Here is a 19,711-nt window from a genome sequence, read left to right as displayed (position 1 = left end):
TTGAGACCCAGGGGGGCAGTACATGTTCAAGCGCAACCGGCACGGAATCCAGATCAAGTCGGCCGAGCAGCTCGAGAAGATGCGGGCGGCGGGCCTGGTGGTGGGTCGCACGCTCGACCTGCTCAAGCGCTCTGTCGAGCCCGGCATGACACCCCTGGACCTCGACGTGATCGCCGAGAAGGCGATCAGGGACGAGGGCGCGATCCCGTCGTTCAAGGGATACCAGGGTTTCCCCGCGACGATCTGCGCGTCGGTCAACGAGGAAGTGGTCCACGGCATCCCGACGAACGCCCGCAAGCTGCGCGAGGGCGACGTCATCTCGATCGACTGCGGCGCGATCCTCGAGGGCTGGCACGGCGACTCGGCCGTGACGGTGCCGATCGGCGAGGTCGACCCCAAGCTGACGGAGCTGATGCGCGTCACGGAGGAGGCCATGTGGCGCGGCATCGGCGCGCTGACCGTCGGCCGCCACCTGTCGGACATCGGCTACGAGGTCGAGCGGTACGTCAGGTCGCAGGGCCGCTATGGCATCCCTCAGGAGTACGGCGGCCACGGCATCGGCACCGAGATGCACATGGACCCGTGGATCGCCAACCACGGCAAGCCCGGCCGGGGCCCGGCGCTCGAAGAGGGCATGTGCCTGGCCATCGAGCCCATGGTCAACCTGGGCACCGACCGCACCCGCGTGTTGTCCGACGACTGGACCGTGGTGACCGTCGACGGCAAGCCTTCCGCGCACTTCGAACACAGCGTCGCGGTGACACATAATGGTCCTTGGGTGCTTACTGCCCTGGATGGGGGCAAAGAGCGCCTGACCCAGCTGGGATTCTGACCGGGAGTGGTGGGATGGCGAAGAGCCCCGAGATGCGAGCGTCCGACGCCGACCGCGACCGGGTGGCCGCCATCCTGCGCGAGCACACGGCGCAGGGCCGCCTCACGATGGAGGAGTTCAACGAGCGGCTCGAGCAGCTCTACCAGACCAAGACGTACGGCGAGCTGGCCAGGCTGACCTCCGACCTGCCCGACGTCGACCTGCGCAACCGCCCGGCCAAGGTCGAGTCCAAGTCCGTCAAGAAGGGCGCGCATCCCGGCCTGGTGGCGGCCTGGCAGACGTGGGCCGTGGCCAGCGGCATCAACTGGGTGATCTGGCTGATCGTGAGCATCACCTCGAGCGACCTGGTCTATCCGTGGCCGCTGTGGGTCATGGGCCCGTGGGGAGTGGTCCTGCTCATGAGCACCATCTTCGGCGCCTCCAAACCCAAGACGGAATAGGGCCCAGCGTCGGCAAGATCGGGCGTGGCGGGCCCCAGGCGCTGGGAAGTACGATGCGGCTGGTTCCGTCCATCGTAAGGAAAGCGTCATATGCCGCCTCGCCTTCAGTTGACCTCCGTGACCGTCGGCACGTCGAAGCCGCGCGAGCTCGCCCGCTTCTACGCCCGTCTGCTCGAGTACGAGGTGGTCGAGGAGGAGGGGCCCGGCCCCGACGAGCCCGAGCATGCGGCTTGGCTGCTGCTGCGGCCGCCGGCGGGCAGGAGCGGCCCGGCGGTGGGCTTCGAGTACGAGCGCTCCTACGTCCGCCCGGTGTGGCCGAGCGAGCCTGGAGCCCCGAACGCCACGCAGCACCTCGACATCAAGGTCGACGACCTGTCCGCGGCCGTGGAATGGGCGCTGGCCTGCGGGGCGGTCGAGGCGGCGTACCAGCCGCAGGAGGACGTGCGCGTGATGCTGGATCCGGACGGGCATCCTTTCTGTCTCTACCTCTGAAGAGCAAACAGACTGTTACCAAACCCGATATATCGCTTTTGATTGGGTAGCTGGAAGACCTCCCGCACTTTGGAGGCAAGCGACATGGGATGGAGCCATCGAAAGTCGATCAAGTTCGGGCCGTTCCGGCTGAACCTGTCCCGCCGCGGGGTGGGGCACAGCTGGGGCAACCGGCTGTTCCGGGTGACCCGCACGGCCGACGGACGCCGTACGGTCTCGGTCAACCTGCCCGGCGGCTTCCACTGGCGCAAGACCCGCAGCACTCGCTGATGGGTGGGGATACGGACGGGCCGGAGGCGCCGAGCCTCCGGCCTGGCGGGCTCGGGCGCGGCAAACGTCGGGTAGACTCACAGATGGTTGTGTCAGGACACCTGGCACGCATTTCGCGTTCTAGGCTCAGGTGTCGTACACTCCTTAGTCGGCTCACTATGACCTACACGCGTCGGCGGTCTTTGCCGATCGCCGCTCTCTTCGAAGCGTGAGGTCGCGGCTGCTTAGTGAACCGGAGCCTCAGACGATCGATCAGTGAAACGCGAGGAATTTTGGCCAAGAAAGACGGCGCCATCGAGATCGAGGGCACTGTGGTCGAGTCGCTCCCGAACGCCATGTTCCGGGTGCAGCTCGACAACGGCCATAAGGTCCTGGCCCACATCAGCGGACGGATGCGGATGCACTACATCCGGATTCTGCCGGACGACCGGGTTGTTGTTGAACTGAGCCCCTACGACCTGACTCGTGGGCGGATCGTCTACCGATACAAGTAAGACGTCTGAGGAACACAAAGGACAATGAAGGTAAAGCCGAGCGTCAAAAAGATCTGCGACAAGTGCAAGGTGATCCGCCGGCACGGTCGCGTCATGGTGATCTGCGACAACCTGCGCCACAAGCAGCGCCAGGGCTAGTCGCCGCAAGGCTTCTCCGAGTCCGCCCCGACAGGGAGCGGGCTCGACGCATGAGAAGCCTGAGTCAGTAATCGCGTGTCACACCCGGGCAGGCGGACCTTTCGCGAAGGGTTCGAACCACTCGGGAGACCCCCGGTCGGAGGCCGGGGCCCTCACCCCGGGCATTGGGGAGGGGCAGTGAGGCGCTAGACCTCCGCCACACAAGAAGGAGAATGCCCGCCATGGCTCGCCTGGTTGGCGTCGACCTCCCCCGCGACAAGCGGCTGGAGATCGCTCTCACCTACATTTACGGAATCGGCCGCACCCGCGCCCAGGAGATTCTCCAGGCCACCGGGGTCAGCGGCGACCTCCGCGTCCACCAGCTCTCCGACACCGAGCTCGTCCCGATGCGTGACTACATCGAGGCGAACTACAAGATCGAGGGTGACCTGCGCCGCGAGGTTCAGGCCGACATCCGTCGCAAGATCGAAATCGGTTGTTACCAGGGCATCCGGCACCGCAAGGGCCTGCCGGTCCACGGTCAGCGCACGCAGACCAACGCGCGCACCCGTAAGGGCAAGAAGAAGACCGTCGCCGGCAAGAAGAAGCCCGGTAAGAAGTAGTCCTCGCAGCCGCGGGACCGAAGACCTCAGGAGTTATGGCAAACAATGCCTCCTAAGAGCCGCCAGGGTGCGCCGAAGAAGGTGCGCCGCAAGGAAAAGAAGAACGTCGCTCACGGGCACGCCCACATCAAGAGCACGTTCAACAACACGATCGTCTCGATCACCGACCCGCTGGGCAACGTGATCTCCTGGGCCAGCGCCGGCCACGTGGGTTTCAAGGGCTCCCGGAAGTCCACCCCGTTCGCCGCGCAGATGGCCGCGGAAAACGCCGCTCGCCGAGCCATGGAGCACGGCATGCGCAAGGTCGACGTCTTCGTCAAGGGCCCCGGCTCCGGCCGCGAGACCGCGATCCGCTCGCTGCAGGCCACCGGCCTCGAGGTGGGCTCGATCCAGGACGTGACGCCGGTCCCGCACAACGGTTGCCGTCCGCCGAAGCGCCGCCGCGTCTGACATCCCAGGAGATATAGAGAAATGGCTCGTTACACGGGCGCGGACTGCAAGCTCTGCCGTCGCGAGAAGACCAAGCTCTTCCTCAAGGGCAGCAAGTGCGAGTCCGCCAAGTGCCCCATCGAGATCCGTCCTTACCCGCCGGGTGAGCACGGCCGAGGCCGTCCGAAGGACACCGAGTACCAGCTTCAGCTTCGCGAGAAGCAGAAGACCCGCCGCATCTACGGCGTCCTCGAGAAGCAGTTCCACAACTACTACGAGGAAGCCGCCCGCAAGAGCGGCAAGTCGGGTGAGGTGCTGCTCCAGATCCTGGAGAGCCGCCTCGACAACGTCGTCTACCGCGCCGGGTTCGCCCAGTCGCGTGACGCCGCCCGCCAGCAGGTGCGCCACGGCCACATCATGGTGAACGGCAAGAAGGTCGACATCCCGTCCTACCGCGTTCGCGAGCACGACATCATCGAGGTCCGCGAGACCAAGCGCAATCTGCTGCCCTACGAGGTGGCCCGCGCCACCGCCGGCGAGCGCACGATTCCCGCGTGGCTCGGCGTCGTGCCCGACAAGCTCCGCGTCCTGGTTCACCAGCTGCCGGTTCGCCAGCAGATCGACACCCAGGTCCAGGAGCAGCTGATCGTCGAGTACTACTCGAAGTAGTCACTCGCCTGCCCGGCCCGGATACGTTTCGGTGCCGTCGCGAGCTTCTCGCGGCTGCGCGTACCCGGGCTAGGCTGTTCATCGGAGTGGCGTCATATAGCGGGCGCCACACGAAAAAGGGGAGATCCCACTCATGCTGATCGCTCAGCGTCCGACTCTTCTCGAAGAGTCGATCGACGACACCCGGTCCCGATTCGTCATCGAGCCGCTGGAGCCGGGTTTCGGCTACACCATCGGCAACTCCGTGCGCCGCACGCTGCTGTCGTCCATTCCGGGCGCGGCCGTGACGAGCATTCGCATCGAGGGCGTGCTGCACGAGTTCTCGACCGTTCCCGGGGTCAAGGAAGACGTCACCGACATCATCCTCAACCTCAAGGAACTGGTCGTCTCCTCCGAGCACGACGAGCCGGTCGTGATGTACCTGCGCAAGCAGGGCCCGGGTGAGGTCACCGCCGCCGACATCGCGCCGCCGGCGGGTGTCGAGGTGCACAACCCCGAGCTGCGCATCGCCACGCTCAACGGCAAGGCGAAGCTGGAGATGGAGCTGACCGTCGAGCGCGGTCGCGGCTACGTCTCCGCAGCCCAGAACAAGCAGCCGGGCCAGGAGATCGGTCGCATTCCGATCGACTCGATCTACTCCCCGGTGCTCAAGGTCACCTACAAGGTCGAGGCCACCCGAGTCGAGCAGCGTACCGACTTCGACCGCCTCATCCTCGACGTCGAGACCAAGCCCGCGATGAAGCCCCGCGACGCGGTGGCCTCCGCCGGCAAGACCCTCGTCGAGCTCTTCGGCCTGGCCCGCGAGCTCAACGTCGAGGCCGAGGGCATCGACATCGGCCCGTCGCCGACCGACGCCGCCCTGGCCGCCGACCTGGCGCTGCCCATCGAGGAGCTCAACCTCACGGTCCGTTCCTACAACTGCCTCAAGCGCGAGGGCATCCACACCGTGGGCGAGCTCGTCGCGCGCAGCGAGCAGGACCTGCTCGACATAAGGAACTTCGGCGCCAAGTCGATCGAAGAGGTCAAGCAGAAGCTGCACGAGATGTCGCTGGCGCTCAAGGACTCCCCGCCCGGGTTCGACCCGAGCGCGGTGGCCGGCGGCGGCTACGACGACGACGACAGCGCGTACGTCGAGACCGAGCAGTACTGACAACGTCCCGCGGTTCGTCAGCGCGTTCTCCGTGAGGACGGCGGCCGGTTCGCGGACCGGCCGCCGTCCTCACGAGGCGCGGGGCAGGCGGGTGAACGTAACGGCGCCGCGCGACCGCGGCGCCGGCCCGACTCCGGTACCTGATACGGCCGGGGCGGGTTAATCCACAAGGAGAGATGACATGCCCAAGCCCACCAAGGGTGCACGTCTTGGCGGCAGCCCGGCGCACGAGCGGCTGATCCTGGCGAACCTCGCCACCGACCTGTTCCGCCACGGCAAGATCCGCACCACGGTCACCAAGGCCAAGCGCCTGCGTCCGGTGGCGGAGCGCCTAATCACCAAGGCGAAGAAGGGCGACATCCACAACCGTCGCCAGGTCCTGACCGTCGTCAGGGACAAGGGCGTCGTTCATCACCTCTTCACCGAGATCGCGACGACGTTCGCCGAGCGGCCCGGTGGCTACACCCGCATCACCAAGGTCGGCGCGCGCAAGGGCGACAACGCGCCGATGGCGGTCATCGAGCTGGTGACCGAGCCGATGAGCGGCGTCACCACCCGCCGCACCGAGGCCCCCGCCCCGGCGCCCGCCGCCGAGGAGACCAAGGCCGAGGAGACTCCGGCTGAGGAGACCGAGGCTGAGGAGACCAAGGCCGAGGAGACTCCGGCTGAGGAGACCGAGGCTGAGGAGACCAAGGCCGAGGCCCCCGAGGTCGCCGCCGAGGAGACCCCGGCCGCCGAGGCCGAGGCGAAGAAGGACGAGGCCTGATCGTTCAGATCGGCTGAAACGGGCCCGGACCCCTCTGCGGGGGTTCGGGCCCGTTTCGTACGAAGGAGAATCATCGTGGTACGGCTCCGCCTCGACCTCGCGTACGACGGGACCGAATTCTCCGGGTGGGCACGGCAGCCGGGGCGGCGCACGGTCCAGGGCGAGATCGAGCAGGCGCTCGGCCGGATCCTGCGCCTCGGCGAGCCCGCCCAGCTGACCGTGGCCGGCCGTACCGACGCCGGGGTGCACGCGCGCGGCCAGGTCTCCCACGTGGACGTGCCGGAGGGCTCCATGGCCGAGCTGGACGGCAACAGAGGGCCGCTGAGCGTCGATGAGCGGCTCGCTGCGCTCGTGAGGCGGCTGGGCGGGGTTCTGCCCCCGGACGTACGCGTTCATCGGGTCTCGGTGGCTTCTGAGGGCTTCGACGCCCGGTTCTCGGCCCTCTTCCGGCGGTACGCGTACCGGGTGAGCGACGCGGTGGGCGGCGTCGATCCGCTGCGCCGCCGCGAGGTCGTCTGGCACAACCGGCCGCTGGACGACGGCGCGCTCAACGCGGCCGCCGCGCGGCTGATCGGCGAGCACGACTTCGCCGCGTTCTGCAAGAAGCGCGAAGGGGCCACCACGATCAGGGAACTGCAGCGCCTCGACTGGGTCCGCGAGCCGGACGGCACCCTTGTGGCCACCGTCGTGGCCGACGCGTTCTGCCACTCGATGGTGCGGGCCCTGGTCGGCTCCCTGCTGGCCGCCGGTGACGGGCGGCGGCCGGTGGAGTGGCCCGGCGAGGTGCTCGGCAGGGCCGTACGCGACTCGGGCGTGCACGTGGCGCCCGCGCACGGGCTCTGCCTGGAGGAGGTGGGTTACCCGCCGGACGCGGAGCTCGCCGCGCGGGCCGCGGCCACCCGGCGGGTGCGCACGCCGGCGGGCTCAGCCGCCGTTGACGCGGCGGTCGAGGACGAGTGACGTCTCGTCGCGGAACGCCCCGCTCACCTTGGGCAGCGTCTTCTCGTCGGACGACGGGGTGTGGCCGTCGGCGTGGGTGGCGTAGCTGAAGACGATGTAGCGGCCCCACACCAGGCCCGCCGCGTAGCCGCCCGCGATGTGCACCCGCTCGCCGCCCGAGCCCTCACCGCCGGGAAGCGGGCGGAACCAGACGTTGCGTGACAGGTTCTTCGCCCGGTCGACGGCCTCGGCGGCGGTCTTGTCAGGCAGCACGGCGATGCCCGTGGTCACGGCGTAGCGCCGTTTCCTGTCGACGTACGTGGCCCTGAGCACGCGGCTGCACTTCTGCTCCTTGAGGGCGTCGGCGAAGGCACCCATGGCCGCCTTGTCGCAGGCCGTCTCGATGCCGGCCTTGACCCGCGTGAACGTCGTGCCGGCCGCGCTCACCTTCTTGTCGGGGAACGCCTCCGACAGCGACAACTTCTGCGGGTCGGTCCGCTCGGAGTTGAGCGCGGACGTGCCCTCGGCGGGTGGGGAGGCGGCCGGCTCCGAACTCGGCTGGACGGACGTGCTCGGCCGGGCGGCGGCGGTCGTCGGCGCGGGGTCGCTCACGGCCTGCCAGGCGAAGAAACCGCCGGTGGCCACACCCGCCAGGGCCAGCGCGCCGAGCGTGACGAGCAGGGCGCGCCTGCTCTTGCCCGGCGACGCGGGAGGTGGGGGCGGGGTCTGGAACGGGGGTTGTTTGAACGCTCCAGCCGGGAAGGCGGGGCTGCCCGCAGGCGGTGTGGGCGAGTCGAGCGGGACCGGTTGCCTCTGGCCCCAGGTGTCCCGGGGGAAGGGGAGATCGGGAAGTTTGTCCTCCTCTGAGGGGAGGGGCGGCCAGACGGGTACGTCGCCCGGCTCGGGCGGGCGCGCCGGCGTGTCGCCGGGCCCGGACGCTTCTCCCTGACGCGCGGCATCACGCCTGGCAGCCTTCGGGTCGAAGTAGTGGGCCGGCTTCTTGGACTTCGTGACTTCCTGCCCGGCTGGGCGGGCGATGTCGTTGTGGGCGAAGGGCCGGGTGTCTTCGGCGGTGACCGGGGCCGAAAGGGGAGGCTCGCCGGACGCGTCGCCGGGCTGGGGCTTCGCGGCGCCCGGCGGCTCTGTGACGTCCGCCTCCCCGGGGACGCCGGGTGGGGTGGCCGCGGGCTGGGCCGTGCCGGGCGGGGTGGATTCCGGCTCGGCGGCTGGTGCGGTGGCTCCGACGGGGCCGGGGGCGGTGGCTCGGAGGGCTTCTGGCTGGTCGGTGCCGGGCCGGGGGACGTCGGCCTGGCCGGTCCCCGGGTGGGCCGCGTCTGCGTGGGCGTCCGCGGGCTGTGGGCTGCTCGGGAGGGGTGTGGTGCTCGACGGGAGGCCTGCCGGGCGGGTGAAGCCCTCCGGATCAGTGGCGTTCGGGTCGAAGGAGGAGGGCGGGGAGCCGGGCTCGTCGGGATCGGGGTCGGCCACGAGCTCGCCGGTGGCGGCCGGCCATGGCGGCATGGCGTGCGGGTCGCCGGTGGGCGCGGGCCACACGGGCATGCCGGCCGCGGCGGCGGTGAACGCGGGTGGCGGCTCCCACGACGGCGCGCTGGGCGTTACCGGAGTGGCGGGCCGGCGGCCGGTCTCCTCTGTCGCAGGCGCGTCCCACGCGCCGTGTGCCTGGCGTCCCCGTGTGTCCTGTTCGTGCGTGGCCTGCGAGGGCTCGACCGGCGGCCGGTGGGCCGGGGTGTGACCGGGACGCGCGGGATCGGCCTGCTCGCGGCCGGTCCGCGGGCCGCTGAGGAGCTCCCGCGCGGCCGAAGGGCGGCCGGGCAACGCCTGGTGGGCGTGCGGATGGTCGGCCCATCCCTGGTCGGCGGGGTCGACGCCGGTGTGGTCGGCGAACCAGTCGTAGGGCGCGGTGTCGTCGCCCGACACCTCCCACGGCTGCGCACCCGGCCGGTCGTCAGGCGCCGGCAGGTCGGGGGGCGGACCCTGGAAGACGGGAATGGCGGGGCGCGCCCTGGTCGCCGCCCCTTCGCCGGAAGCGGCTCCGGTCGATGGGGTGCCGTAGGGGGCGCCGCCGTACGGGATGCCGGTAGTGGTGCCGGTAGTGGTGTCGGATGGGGTGAACGCCGGTGGAACGTCTCGCCCGTCGGTCTGGCCGAAGCTCGGCGGTGGCGTCGCTGGTGCGGCCGAGTTGTCGGCTTCCCTGCGATCGTGCTCAGACCCGGGTTCCTGGCCACGCATAGGGCGAGCCTAGCGAGAGAGACGAGATCGTTACGTCGGTATGAGCGTTCCCGAAAGGATCCGGCATCCCGTTTGGGGCATTACGCGTGCGAAGCCGGGTTTCAGATTCGCGGGCTCCCGGTGACCGACCGGTTGTCCAGCGCCTCGAACACCGTGGCCTTCGTGATGTCGTCTACGGCGGCGAAGAGCTGCTTGCTGCCCTTGTTGTCGGGCTTTGTGCCGTCCTTATTCTGGAACCACACCATGATCGCGTAGTGTCCGTGCGTCAGGATCCTGGTGCCGCCACTGCCCGAGCCGATGAACTTGGTGACACTGTCCTTACCCGCCAGCGGTTTGACGTAGTTTTCCGTGTCGCCGACCTTGGCCACCTTGCTCGCTGCCTTGGTGCTGGTGAGGTTGGCCACGCCGATCGTGCCGATCACCTTGCCCGCCTTGTCGCGGAAGCTGGCGCGGACGAGCTGGGTGCACTTGCCGGACTTGAGTGCCTTCTTGAGATCGTCGCCCAGGGCGCCGTCGGAGCACTTCTTGTCCTTCTTGGTGATCGTCCGCTCGTACGAACGCTTCGACACGGTGATCTTCGTCTTGCTGCCGAAGATCTCCTTCACCGAGATCGGGTCGGGGTCCGTGGAACGGCTGGCGGCGAAGCCGTACTCGCCGGGAGGCGCGGACGGCAGGGGCGCGGTGGTCATGCGGGGCCTGCCGGTTTCGGTGGCTACGGGGTCGTCGGCGTTCCACATGAGCACCAGGCCGCCGCCGAGCAGGCCGAGCACGGCCACGCCGCTGATCGCGAACCACAACGGGGCACGCGAGCGCGAGCCCTCGTCGTACGGACTCCACCCGACCTTGCTCTGCGGGCTCTTCGGGGCCTGCTCCTGGGGCTCGCCGGCGGCGCGTTCCTTGCGGCGCGGGCGGCGGAAGGCGCTGCCCGGCTCCTCGGGCGCGTTCCCCATCCCGTAGGGGGCGCCGCCCGAGCCGCTCTCACGTTCCCCGTTGCCGTTGGAAACCATGGGGAGACATTACCGTGATGTTCGTCATCGGGTTCCGAAGTCCTGGGTCCACCACGGACCGTTGGGGCCGTCGGCGACGCCGACGCCGATGGCCTTCAGCCGGCAGTCGAGGATGTTCCTGCGGTGGTCGCGGCTGTCCAGCCAGCCGCGTACGGCCTCGTCAGGCGTGGCGTAGCCGGCGCCGATGTTCTCGGCGGCGCCCCAGTGGTATCCCGCGCGCTCCATGCGGTCCCACGGGGAACCGCCGTCGGGGGAGTTGTGCACGAGCCGCCCGGTGCGGGCCATCTCCAGCGAGTGCGTACGGGCGGAGCGGGTGAGCCCGCGGTCGACCCTGAGCGCTCCGCAGCCATGCCTGGCCCTGGCGGCGTTGGTGAGCGTGACGACCCTGGACGCCATGCCCGCCATGACGCGCACGCCCTCGCCGTCGGTGCGGAGCTCGGCGGAGCCGTCGCCGTCGCTGGTGAACCCGGGGATCTGCCCGTCGGGCTTCTTGGTGACCCTGGGGGTCGTCCTGCCGCGCGGTGTGGGTCTGGTCGTCATCTCCCTGGGGATCCGCTCGGCGTGCGGCCGGGCCTTCTTCGAAGCCCTGGGCGTCGCGTGGGCGGTGGCGGCCGCGGGCGGGACGGTCTCTTCGAGGTAGACGTGGCGGGCGGGCTCGGCGTCGTCGGTCAGCCGGCCGATCAGCACGCCCGTGAACAGAACCGCCATCAGGCAGGTCAGCACACCCAGGTGATTCCGGCGCCGAGCGCCCCGCTGGGTTGGCCGGGTGTGAGAGTTCTGCCACATACCGCCATCAACGATAGGGATGTCTGGTCCTGGGAAAGAAGGGGTCCCAGGGAAACGAAATCGAACCGTTCTGCGGTCGGGTAGACTCGTGCGAGGTTACCGGTCTTTTGACCAGCGCGCCTCCGGGCGGGTAGCCTAATCGTTCGTTGTGTGCATAGGTCCAGCGTGACCAATGCGCGGCGCGTCCGGCGTCATCTCCCGTGTTGCGGAGACGGAAGGTCCGGGCCGTCGTGTGCCCGCACCGACCGACCAATGTTGCTGTCGCATCCGACAGCGCCGAAGACGCGAGCATAAAGAAGGCTACGACCGTGCGCACGTACTCACCGAAGCCCGCCGACGTCCAGCGTCAGTGGTACGTCATCGACGCGACCGATGTCGTGCTGGGCCGGCTGGCCAGCCACGTCGCGACCCTGCTCCGCGGCAAGCACAAGCCGATCTTCGCCAACCACGTCGACACCGGTGACTTCGTCATCGTCATCAACGCGGACAAGATCGCGCTGAGCGGCAACAAGCTCGAGCAGAAGAAGGCGTACCGTCACTCGGGATACCCGGGCGGTCTGCGTTCCGTCACCTATGGCGAGCTCATGGAGAAGCGGCCGGAGAAGGCCGTCGAGAAGGCTGTCAAGGGCATGCTGCCGAAAAACTCCCTGGGCCGGAAGATGGCGAAGAAGCTGAAGGTCTACGCGGGCTCCGAGCACCCGCACCAGGCCCAGCAGCCGGTGCCGTTCGAGATCAGCCAGATCGCCCAGTAAGTAGACCCGCGGGGGAGACCCCGTCGCATGCCCCCGCAAGGGGTAGCGCCGAGTTTCGAAAGTAAGAGGAGAACCGTGGCTGAGCCCACCGGTGTCGAGACGGCCGTCGAGACGGCCGAGGTGGAGGACTTCTCCAGCGAGGAGTTCCCGTCCGAATACACCACAGAATCCACCGCCAGCGCTGACGCTCCCGTGCGCAAGCCCGTCACCACGGGCAACTCGTACGGCACCGGCCGCCGCAAGGAGGCGATCGCCCGCGTGCGCATCGTCCCCGGCACCGGCAAGTGGACGATCAACGGTCGTTCGCTGGACGTCTACTTCCCGAACAAGGTCCACCAGCAGATCGTCAACGAGCCGTTCGTGGTGCTCGGCGCCGAGGAGGCGTTCGACGTCATCGCGCGGATCGACGGCGGCGGCGTCACCGGTCAGGCCGGCGCGCTGCGCATGGGCCTGTCCCGCGCCCTGGCGATCCTGGACGTCGACGTCAACCGCCCGCCGCTGAAGAAGGCCGGCTTCCTCACTCGTGACGCCCGCGCCACGGAGCGGAAGAAGTACGGCCTCAAGAAGGCCCGCAAGGCTCCGCAGTACAGCAAGCGCTGAGTTGGCGCGCCTTTTCGGCACCGACGGGGTTCGCGGGGTCGCGGGTCGCGACCTCACGGCGGAGCTCGCCATGGACCTTTCGGTCGCGGCGGCTCATGTCCTCGGCGATGCGGGCGCGTTCTCCGCTACCGGGCCCAGCCGTAAGAGCAGGCCGGTAGCGGTCGTAGGCCGGGACCCACGCGCCTCGGGAGAGTTTCTCGAGGCCGCGGTGGTCGCCGGCCTCGCGGCGTCTGGAGTGGACGTGTTGCGCCTCGGCGTGCTGCCCACCCCGGCCGTCGCCCACCTCACGGCCGCGCTCGGCGCCGACCTCGGCGTCATGCTGTCGGCGTCGCACAACCCGGCGCCCGACAACGGCATCAAGTTCCTGGCCCGCGGCGGCTTCAAGCTGTCCGACGCGGTCGAGGACGAGATCGAGCGGCGGCTGGGCGAGGAGTGGAGCTTCCCTGTCGGCTCGGCCGTGGGCCGCGTGCGCGACGCGTACGGTGAGGCCGACCGCTACATCTCCCACGTGCTGACCACGATGAGCGCCTCACTCGACGGCCTCCACATCGTGGTCGACTGCGCGCACGGCGCCGCCCACATGGTGGCGCCCGAGGCGCTCGTACGCGCGGGGGCCAGGGTCGAGGCCATCGGCTCCAGGCCCGACGGGCTCAACATCAACGCCGGCCACGGCTCGACCCACCTGGACAAGCTCCAGCAGGTGGTCGTCTCGCGCGGAGCCGACCTGGGCGTGGCCTACGACGGCGACGCCGACCGCTGCCTGGCCGTCGACCACACCGGCTCGATCATCGACGGCGACCGCATCATGGCCGTGCTCGCCGCCGCCATGCACGGCGAGGGACTGCTGGCGAAGGACACCGTGGTCGCGACCGTGATGTCCAACCTCGGTTTCAAGCTGGCGATGCGCGACGCGGGCATCACCGTGGTCGAGACCGCGGTGGGTGACCGCTACGTGCTGGAGCGCATGAAGCACAACGGTTACAACCTCGGCGGCGAGCAGTCAGGGCACGTCATCATGCTCGACCACGCCACCACCGGCGACGGCCTGCTCACCTCGCTCCACCTGCTGGGCGTGGTGGCCAAGACGGGCGTGCCGCTGAAGGAACTGGCCTCGGTGATGACGCCGCTGCCGCAGATCCTGCTCAACGTCAAGGACGTCGACAAGGGCAAGGCCTCCGTTCCCGAGCTCGTCGCCGCCGTCCAGCAGGCGGAGGCCGAGCTGGGGGAGACGGGGCGGGTGCTGATCAGGCCGAGCGGCACCGAGCCGATGATCCGGGTCATGGTCGAGGCCGCGTCGGAAGAGCACGCCACCCTGGTGGCCGGCCGCCTCGCCGACGTGGTGCGCAAGGCCTGCATCTGAAGAGTTCCTCACGTCGGGTACGGCACGCGGTGCCGTACCCGACGATTATGAGCGGGACCTGAGCTGCTCGCCCCGCCCGTCAGGCACCTGCGCGACATGGTTGCCGGTCCCGATCGCCGTGGTCACGGGGATGGAGCAGGCGGCAGCCGCGGGAGCAGGTCAAAGGGGACTACTCGTCGCCGGTGAGCGAGAAGGCCCGCAGCCTGCGGCCCGCCCAGAAGACGGCGGCGACCGTGACGATGAGCAGGGCCGGTACGGCGAAGCCGAGCGTCACGTCGGCCTTGAGGAACGCCGAATCGGAGATCTGGTCGGCGATCGACTTCGCCCACTGCTGGATCGAGAACTTGCGGGCCCCCGGAAGGAACCCGCCCACCAGGGTCTCCCACACCAGGGCGTAGATGATGCCGATCGCCACCGCGTGCCGCGTCAGGACGCCCAGCAGGAGGAAGACTGCCGCGTAGGCGATGCCGGCCAGCAGCGCCCCCAGGGCGAACCCCGAGGCGATGCCGTCCTCGTTGCTGACCAGGAGCCAGGCCGACACGTACGTCGGGACCGCCCCGAACATGGCCAGCAGCGACGCCGCCACCAGGAACTTCGTCCGGATGATGACGGGGCGGGAGATCGGCTTGGACAGCAGGTGGATGATCGTGCCGTCGTCGATCTCCGGGGCGATGACGCCCGTGCCCGCGATCAGGCCCAGGAGGGGCAGCATCGTGTTGATCGCGAAGTTGTCCATCAGCAGCATGGCCGAGCGCTGGCCGGTCTCGCCGAACAGGCGCAGCAGCACCGCCAGGCCGATGAGACCCAGCGGCAGCACCAGCAGCAGGATGATGCGCCGGCGGCCCAGCAGGGCGCGGTAGGTGATACCCGCGACCACGGTGTTCATCAGGTGCTCCTGGTGATGAGGTAGGAGAAGACGCTTTCCAGGTCCTCGTCCGCGGGGGAGATCTGGTGCAGGTGCACGCCTTCCTCTTTAGCGACCCGGGGGAGGAGCCGGGCGAAGCGACGGAACTCGATGGCCTGAACCTCCAGGCCGTCGGGGCGGAGGGTGATGCCGCCGGCCGAGGGGTCGCGGATGAGCGCGGCTGCGAGCTTCCTGTCGTCGCTCGAACGGATCATGAACAGGTGTGGCCGGTCGGTCATCAGCCGGCGGATCTCGCGGAAGTTGCCCGACGCCGCGTGGCGGCCCGCCACCAGGACCTCGATGTGCTGGGCGACCCGTTCGACCTCCTCCAGGATGTGGGAGCTGAACAGGATCGTCTTGCCCCCTGCGCCCATGGAGCGGATGAGCTCCATCAGCTGGAGGCGCTGGCGGGGGTCCATGCCGTTGAACGGCTCGTCGAGCAGCAGCACCGGCGGGTCGTGGACGAGCGCCGCGGCGACCTTGACGCGCTGGCGCATGCCTTTCGAGTACGTCTCGACGCGGCGGTCCTTCGGCTCCTCCATCTCGACCGTGGCCAGGGCTTTGCGGGCGGCTTCCGCGGGGTCGGGCAGGCCATGGAGCCGGGCGGCGGAGAGCACGAACTGCCAGCCGGTCAGGAAGCCATACACACCTTCCCGTTCCGGGACTAGGCCGATATTTCGGTAAATGCGGTGGTTCTTCCAGACCTTGGTCCCGTCCAGCGTGACCGAGCCGCCCGACGGGGCCAGGAAGCCGGCCATCATGTGCAGGAGCGTCGACTTGCCCGCGCCGTTGGGCCCGAGCAGGCCGGTGACGCCGGGGCCGATCGTCATCGTCACGTCGTTGACCGCCACCACGTTGCCGTACCAGCGGGAGACCTGCGAGAGCTCGATCTTCATCGCGCGGCCGCCTTCCTGTAGCGCAGCGCGAGGGCGGCCAGCCCGGCGCAGATCAGCACGACGAGGATCGCCGCCGAGGCGGGGCCGTTCGGGTAGTCGCCCTCGATGGAGTGGGGCGGTGTGCCGAACACCCACGACTGCACGGAGTCGACCAGCCAGAACGGGTTGATCAGCCACGCCCAGGCGGCCTGCGACTCGTTGCCGGTGGAGGCCAGCGTGCCGTAGATCACCGGGACCGCCGCGAACGACAACAGGTAGACGGTGATCACCGAGGCCACGCCGAGCCCGCGCCGGGGCGTGAACGAGGCCAGTGCGAGGCCGAAGGCCGACAGGAGCAGCGCCAGCACGAGCGCCATGGTCATGGAGCCGGCGTACTCCCCGGTGGCCGGGGGGCCGGGGAGGTCGATCACCAGCTCGCCCACGTACATCAGCGTGAGCGGCACGGCGATCAGCAGGAACACCGACGCGGTCATCGCGGCCACCTTGGCCCCGACGTACTCGTTGATCGCCACGGGGCGCGACAGGTAGAGCGGCAGCACGCGGTAGCGCAGGTCGGGGGCGACGACGGTGGGGGCCTGCGAGGCCAGGAAGATCGCCACCACCGCCTGCATGATGACCGCGTAGCCGCTGTAGGGGATCTCGCTTCTCCTGAGCAGGGCCATCAGCGCGATGTTGACGATCGCCGGCACCAGCATGATGGTGGCCAGGGAGAACGGCATGATCTTGCTGCGGGCCGGGCGGCCGAGGCCGAAGATGCCGCGCAGGCTGTGCAGGGTCAGTGCCCTGGTGGCGTAGCCGCGGCCGAGCCGAGGGCCGTCGTAGTGCCGATAGCCGATGTCGTAAATTTCAGACACTTGTGCTCTCCTCCCGGAAGACGTCCTCGATGCTGTGACGTCCCTGTTCCAGGCGGATGAGGCAGAGGTCCAGGTCGACGGCGGCGTCGCGGATGGCGTCGTACGTCTCGGGCCCGAGCACCTTGACCACCAGCATGCGGCCCTGCGGCGAGACGGTCTGGCCGTCGCCGGTCAGGCGGGCGGTCAGCGCGTCAAGGCCCTCGTCGACCTCGACCGTGACGGTCTGCGTCGCCTGGGTGAACTCGCCGATCGTCGAGGAGCGCAGCAGCCGCCCCGCGTCGATGACGATCACGTGGTCGCAGATGCGCTCCAGCTCGCCCAGCAGGTGGGAGGTGACGAGCACGCTGATGCCGAACTCGGTGCCGATGCGCCGGATCAGCCTCAGCATCTCGTCGCGGCCCCGCGGGTCGAGCCCGTTGGTGGGCTCGTCGAGCAAGATCAGTTTCGGGTCGTGGACCAGGGCCTGGGCCAGCTTGACCCGCTGCTTCATACCGGTCGAGTAGCCGCCGACGGGACGGTAGCGCTCTTCCGCCAGGCCGACGTGGCGCAGGACGTCGGCGGCGCGCTCGCGGGCCGCCGTGCGCGGCAGCCCGGACATCTGGGCGAGGTGGACGACTAATTCGGTGGCGGAGACGTCGGGCGGGAGACACTCGTGCTCGGGCATGTAGCCGACGAGCCTGCGGATGTCCGCGCCCTGCGCGGTCACGTCCAGATCGAGCACCCGTGCGGTGCCGCCGGACGGCGGCAGCAGACCGAGCAGGATCTTGATCAGTGTCGACTTGCCCGCGCCGTTCGCCCCGACCAGGCCGGTGACACCGGGCCCCACGGTGACGGAGAGCTGGTCGACCGCCGTGACGGTGGGAAAGCGCTTGGTCAGCCCCTCGGTGGCGAGGATGTGCATGTGCCGGACACTACCGGGCGATCAGCGCCGTGGCCTCGTTCACACGGATGAACGGCGTCCTACTTGAGGCCAGAATTTCCGCTGGACCATCAGAGTCGTGGTGCCCGCCAGGATCATGCCGGCCACGTTCATCGACAGCTGCGACACCGAGCCCGCGACCTGCGCCCACTGGCCGAGCGCGAGCGCGACGGCCAGGTAGCCGGCGGCGGGCACCGTGGTGACCGAGATGAAGACGCCGATCAGGGCCGTCGACTTGCCCGCCGTGATCGACAGCACTCCGGCCACGCCCGCGAGCAGCGCCACGATGAACGACCACCGGTCGGGCGTGACGATGAACCTGACCTCCTCACCGGTGGCGAGGTCGCCGGGGCCGATCCAGCCGAGCCAGTGGGAGACGAGGGCGCAGGCGAAGGTGACCGCGATCGCCGCCGCGAACCCCGTGACCAGCGTACGGAACGCGTGGACGACCAGCTGCCACCTGCGGCGCAGCAGGCCGAAGCAGACGGCCGCGATCGGCCCGAACTCCGGGCTGAGCACCATCCCGCCGATGATGAGGACGACGGAGTTCTGTAGCACGCCGATGCCCGCCAACTGCGTGGCGATGGCGAGGAAGACCAGGAACGCCCACGTGATGCCGGACTCGCCCTGCACCCGGTGCGCTAACTCCTCCCAGATGACCGCGTCGTCGGGCTCGCCCGGCGCCTCCTCGACCGCCTCCTCCGCGGTCCTGGACAACGACAGGTCGACGTGCTCGATGGCGATCGAGCCCTCCTTCTCCAGCCACTTGAGCCGGCCCAGCACTTCGTTGGCCGACTCCCTGGCGGCGTCGCAGAGGATCACGTCGCCGCTCGGCACGCGGGCCGCCCCGGAGAGGACGACGATGTTGGTGACGCCAGGGCAGTCCTCCAACACCGCCGTCGCCTCATCAGCGCGTGAGGGCGGGCTGATCAGCCGTAGATGGAGCATCCGGCCATTGTCGTCGATCGGACGTTGACGTGGTTTTGACAGCCGTGCGCGAGGGTTTCTCGCATGTGCCGCTTCAACTGCCACGACCACGGTGAGGAGTGCTGGTTCGCCGGCATCGACGACCAGGAGTGCGGGGGCAGGTTCGCACGTTACGTGTACGAGGAGGCGTTCAGGTCTGGCGGAGCCGTACGCGCTGCACCGAGTGATCGGCGCCCTTCTTGAGCACGAGGTCGGCGCGGCCTCTGGTGGGGGCGATGTTCTCGACGAGGTTGCGTTCGTTGATGTCGCGCCAGACGTTGACCGCGAAGTTCGTGGCCTCGTCGTACGACAGCTCCGCGATGTGCCGGAAGTACGACTTCGGGTCCTCGAAGGCGGTCCGGCGAAGCTTGTGGAACCGTTCGACGTACCAGGTGCGGATGTCCTCGACCTTGGCGTCGACGTAGATGGAGAAGTCGAAGTAGTCGTTGACGGCGAGGGAGGTGGGCGGGGCGGGCTGGAGGACGTTGAGGCCCTCGATGATCAAGATATCCGGACTTTTCACGGTCTGGTGTGCGCCGGGGACTATGTCGTACTCGAGGTGGCTGTAGACCGGCGCCCGTGTCGCCGCCGCCCCGGCCTTGACCTCCGCCACGAACCTGACCAGCGCCCGCCGGTCATAACTCTCGGGGAAGCCCTTGCGATGCATGATGCCCTTCGACTCCAGCACCGCGTTCGGATAGAGGAAGCTGTCGGTCGTGACCAGCTCCACGTGCATGTGCTCGGGCCAGCGGGCGAGGAGGGTGTGCAGCAGCCGCGCCGTCGTCGACTTGCCGACCGCGACGCTGCCCGCGATGCCCAGGATGTACGGCACCCGCTGCTCGTCACGCCCGAGGAAGGCGCTCAGCACGCTGCTGCGCTGTTTGGACCCGGTGAAGTGCAGGTTCAGCAGCCGGGTCAGGGGGAGGTAGATGTCGGTGACTTCGGTGAGGTCGATGGGGTCGTCGACGCCGCGCAGCTCTTCCAGCTCGTCTGCGGTGAGAGTCAAGGGCGTGTTCTTGCGGAGCTCGCTCCACTGCTCCCTGCTCAGTTCCACGTAGCCGTTGTTCACCTAGGCAGCGTAGCGATGGAGGAAACAGCGGATCTTGGCGGGGCACGGGCCGGCTGTCCACAGGTTGTGGACGGCGGCCGGAGAATACCGCCGATTCCGGTATGCGAAGGTTTGCCGGGAGCTACTGTTG

At 69.0% G+C, this 19,711-nt stretch carries 24 protein-coding genes; 15 read left to right on the top strand and 9 right to left on the bottom strand.

What is annotated here, in order from left to right:
- Positions 1-22: 22 nt before the first annotated feature.
- The 12 genes from map to truA all read left to right on the top strand — a co-directional run bounded on the left by map (position 23) and on the right by truA (position 7,242).
- Positions 23-832, top strand: coding sequence for a type I methionyl aminopeptidase (gene map / locus ABGA98_RS03980; RefSeq protein WP_347616784.1), 810 nt, complete (start codon positions 23-25; stop codon positions 830-832).
- A gap of 14 nt (positions 833-846) precedes the next feature.
- Entirely contained in the window at positions 847-1,272 is a 426-nt protein-coding gene (locus ABGA98_RS03975) for a DUF1707 domain-containing protein (protein WP_347616783.1), read from the top strand.
- A gap of 90 nt (positions 1,273-1,362) precedes the next feature.
- On the top strand, positions 1,363-1,764 hold the full coding sequence (locus ABGA98_RS03970; protein WP_347616782.1) for a VOC family protein: 402 nt from the start codon (positions 1,363-1,365) through the stop codon (positions 1,762-1,764).
- 84 nt (positions 1,765-1,848) lie between these two features.
- Positions 1,849-2,034: a DUF4236 domain-containing protein gene (locus tag ABGA98_RS03965; protein ID WP_347616781.1), complete on the top strand. Its 186-nt coding sequence runs from the start codon at positions 1,849-1,851 to the stop codon at positions 2,032-2,034.
- A 272-nt stretch (positions 2,035-2,306) separates the two neighbouring features.
- Positions 2,307-2,528 (top strand): translation initiation factor IF-1, encoded by a 222-nt coding sequence (gene infA, locus ABGA98_RS03960; RefSeq protein ID WP_030451477.1) that lies wholly within the window; start codon positions 2,307-2,309, stop codon positions 2,526-2,528.
- A 24-nt stretch (positions 2,529-2,552) separates the two neighbouring features.
- The gene (gene rpmJ, locus ABGA98_RS03955; protein ID WP_003956441.1) at positions 2,553-2,666 is read left to right on the top strand and encodes a 50S ribosomal protein L36; all 114 of its coding nucleotides are present in this window, start codon (positions 2,553-2,555) and stop codon (positions 2,664-2,666) included.
- A 221-nt stretch (positions 2,667-2,887) separates the two neighbouring features.
- Positions 2,888-3,268: a 30S ribosomal protein S13 gene (gene rpsM / locus ABGA98_RS03950; protein WP_132617274.1), complete on the top strand. Its 381-nt coding sequence runs from the start codon at positions 2,888-2,890 to the stop codon at positions 3,266-3,268.
- A 45-nt stretch (positions 3,269-3,313) separates the two neighbouring features.
- Positions 3,314-3,718 (top strand): 30S ribosomal protein S11, encoded by a 405-nt coding sequence (gene rpsK, locus ABGA98_RS03945; protein WP_132337049.1) that lies wholly within the window; start codon positions 3,314-3,316, stop codon positions 3,716-3,718.
- Between the two features lie 21 nt (positions 3,719-3,739).
- Complete coding sequence (rpsD, locus tag ABGA98_RS03940; RefSeq protein ID WP_132509686.1) at positions 3,740-4,366, top strand: 30S ribosomal protein S4; 627 nt, start codon at positions 3,740-3,742, stop codon at positions 4,364-4,366.
- A gap of 133 nt (positions 4,367-4,499) precedes the next feature.
- Entirely contained in the window at positions 4,500-5,516 is a 1,017-nt protein-coding gene (locus ABGA98_RS03935) for a DNA-directed RNA polymerase subunit alpha (protein ID WP_132337053.1), read from the top strand.
- 181 nt (positions 5,517-5,697) lie between these two features.
- The gene (gene rplQ / locus ABGA98_RS03930) at positions 5,698-6,282 is read left to right on the top strand and encodes a 50S ribosomal protein L17 (protein ID WP_347616780.1); all 585 of its coding nucleotides are present in this window, start codon (positions 5,698-5,700) and stop codon (positions 6,280-6,282) included.
- 75 nt (positions 6,283-6,357) lie between these two features.
- Complete coding sequence (gene truA, locus ABGA98_RS03925; RefSeq protein WP_347616779.1) at positions 6,358-7,242, top strand: tRNA pseudouridine(38-40) synthase TruA; 885 nt, start codon at positions 6,358-6,360, stop codon at positions 7,240-7,242.
- On the opposite strand, the gene ABGA98_RS03920 is transcribed toward truA, so the two are convergent.
- The 3 genes from ABGA98_RS03920 to ABGA98_RS03910 all read right to left on the bottom strand — a co-directional run bounded on the left by ABGA98_RS03920 (position 7,207) and on the right by ABGA98_RS03910 (position 11,183).
- Entirely contained in the window at positions 7,207-9,468 is a 2,262-nt protein-coding gene (locus tag ABGA98_RS03920; RefSeq protein ID WP_347616778.1) for a hypothetical protein, read from the bottom strand. The genes truA and ABGA98_RS03920 overlap by 36 nt on opposite strands.
- A 101-nt stretch (positions 9,469-9,569) precedes the next feature.
- On the bottom strand, positions 9,570-10,475 hold the full coding sequence (locus ABGA98_RS03915) for a hypothetical protein (protein ID WP_347616777.1): 906 nt from the start codon (positions 10,473-10,475) through the stop codon (positions 9,570-9,572).
- Positions 10,476-10,499: 24 nt separating this feature from the next.
- Positions 10,500-11,183 (bottom strand): CAP domain-containing protein, encoded by a 684-nt coding sequence (locus ABGA98_RS03910; protein ID WP_347616776.1) that lies wholly within the window; start codon positions 11,181-11,183, stop codon positions 10,500-10,502.
- 386 nt (positions 11,184-11,569) lie between these two features.
- Here ABGA98_RS03910 and rplM point away from each other — a divergent pair, with 386 nt between their 5' ends.
- From rplM to glmM, 3 genes are all read left to right on the top strand, one after another.
- Positions 11,570-12,013 carry a 50S ribosomal protein L13 gene (gene rplM, locus ABGA98_RS03905; protein ID WP_347616775.1) on the top strand — a complete coding sequence of 148 codons (444 nt, stop codon included), beginning with the start codon at positions 11,570-11,572 and terminating at the stop codon, positions 12,011-12,013.
- A 75-nt stretch (positions 12,014-12,088) separates the two neighbouring features.
- Positions 12,089-12,613, top strand: a complete 525-nt coding sequence (gene rpsI, locus ABGA98_RS03900; protein WP_347616774.1) for a 30S ribosomal protein S9 — start codon at positions 12,089-12,091, stop codon at positions 12,611-12,613.
- Between the two features lies 1 nt (position 12,614).
- Positions 12,615-13,973, top strand: coding sequence for a phosphoglucosamine mutase (gene glmM / locus ABGA98_RS03895; RefSeq protein ID WP_347616773.1), 1,359 nt, complete (start codon positions 12,615-12,617; stop codon positions 13,971-13,973).
- A gap of 169 nt (positions 13,974-14,142) precedes the next feature.
- On the opposite strand, the gene ABGA98_RS03890 is transcribed toward glmM, so the two are convergent.
- From ABGA98_RS03890 to coaA, 6 genes are all read right to left on the bottom strand, one after another.
- The gene (locus tag ABGA98_RS03890; RefSeq protein ID WP_347616772.1) at positions 14,143-14,859 is read right to left on the bottom strand and encodes an ABC transporter permease subunit; all 717 of its coding nucleotides are present in this window, start codon (positions 14,857-14,859) and stop codon (positions 14,143-14,145) included.
- Positions 14,859-15,773 carry an ABC transporter ATP-binding protein gene (locus tag ABGA98_RS03885; protein ID WP_347616771.1) on the bottom strand — a complete coding sequence of 305 codons (915 nt, stop codon included), beginning with the start codon at positions 15,771-15,773 and terminating at the stop codon, positions 14,859-14,861. Before ABGA98_RS03885 ends, ABGA98_RS03890 begins: the two co-directional genes overlap by 1 nt.
- The gene (locus ABGA98_RS03880) at positions 15,770-16,627 is read right to left on the bottom strand and encodes an ABC transporter permease (RefSeq protein ID WP_347616770.1); all 858 of its coding nucleotides are present in this window, start codon (positions 16,625-16,627) and stop codon (positions 15,770-15,772) included. The genes ABGA98_RS03885 and ABGA98_RS03880 overlap by 4 nt, the downstream gene beginning before the upstream one ends.
- Positions 16,620-17,528 (bottom strand): ABC transporter ATP-binding protein, encoded by a 909-nt coding sequence (locus ABGA98_RS03875; RefSeq protein WP_347616769.1) that lies wholly within the window; start codon positions 17,526-17,528, stop codon positions 16,620-16,622. The genes ABGA98_RS03880 and ABGA98_RS03875 overlap by 8 nt, the downstream gene beginning before the upstream one ends.
- A gap of 39 nt (positions 17,529-17,567) precedes the next feature.
- Complete coding sequence (locus tag ABGA98_RS03870; protein WP_347616768.1) at positions 17,568-18,494, bottom strand: DUF389 domain-containing protein; 927 nt, start codon at positions 18,492-18,494, stop codon at positions 17,568-17,570.
- Between the two features lie 169 nt (positions 18,495-18,663).
- Complete coding sequence (gene coaA, locus ABGA98_RS03865; protein ID WP_347617701.1) at positions 18,664-19,566, bottom strand: type I pantothenate kinase; 903 nt, start codon at positions 19,564-19,566, stop codon at positions 18,664-18,666.
- Positions 19,567-19,711: the final 145 nt, after the last annotated feature.

Source organism: Nonomuraea sp. B1E8 (assembly GCF_039871515.1).
Classification (GTDB): Bacteria; Actinomycetota; Actinomycetes; order Streptosporangiales; family Streptosporangiaceae; genus Nonomuraea.
The sequence above is the reverse complement of the archived record's forward strand: the minus strand, read 5'-3'. Positions and strand labels throughout refer to the sequence as shown.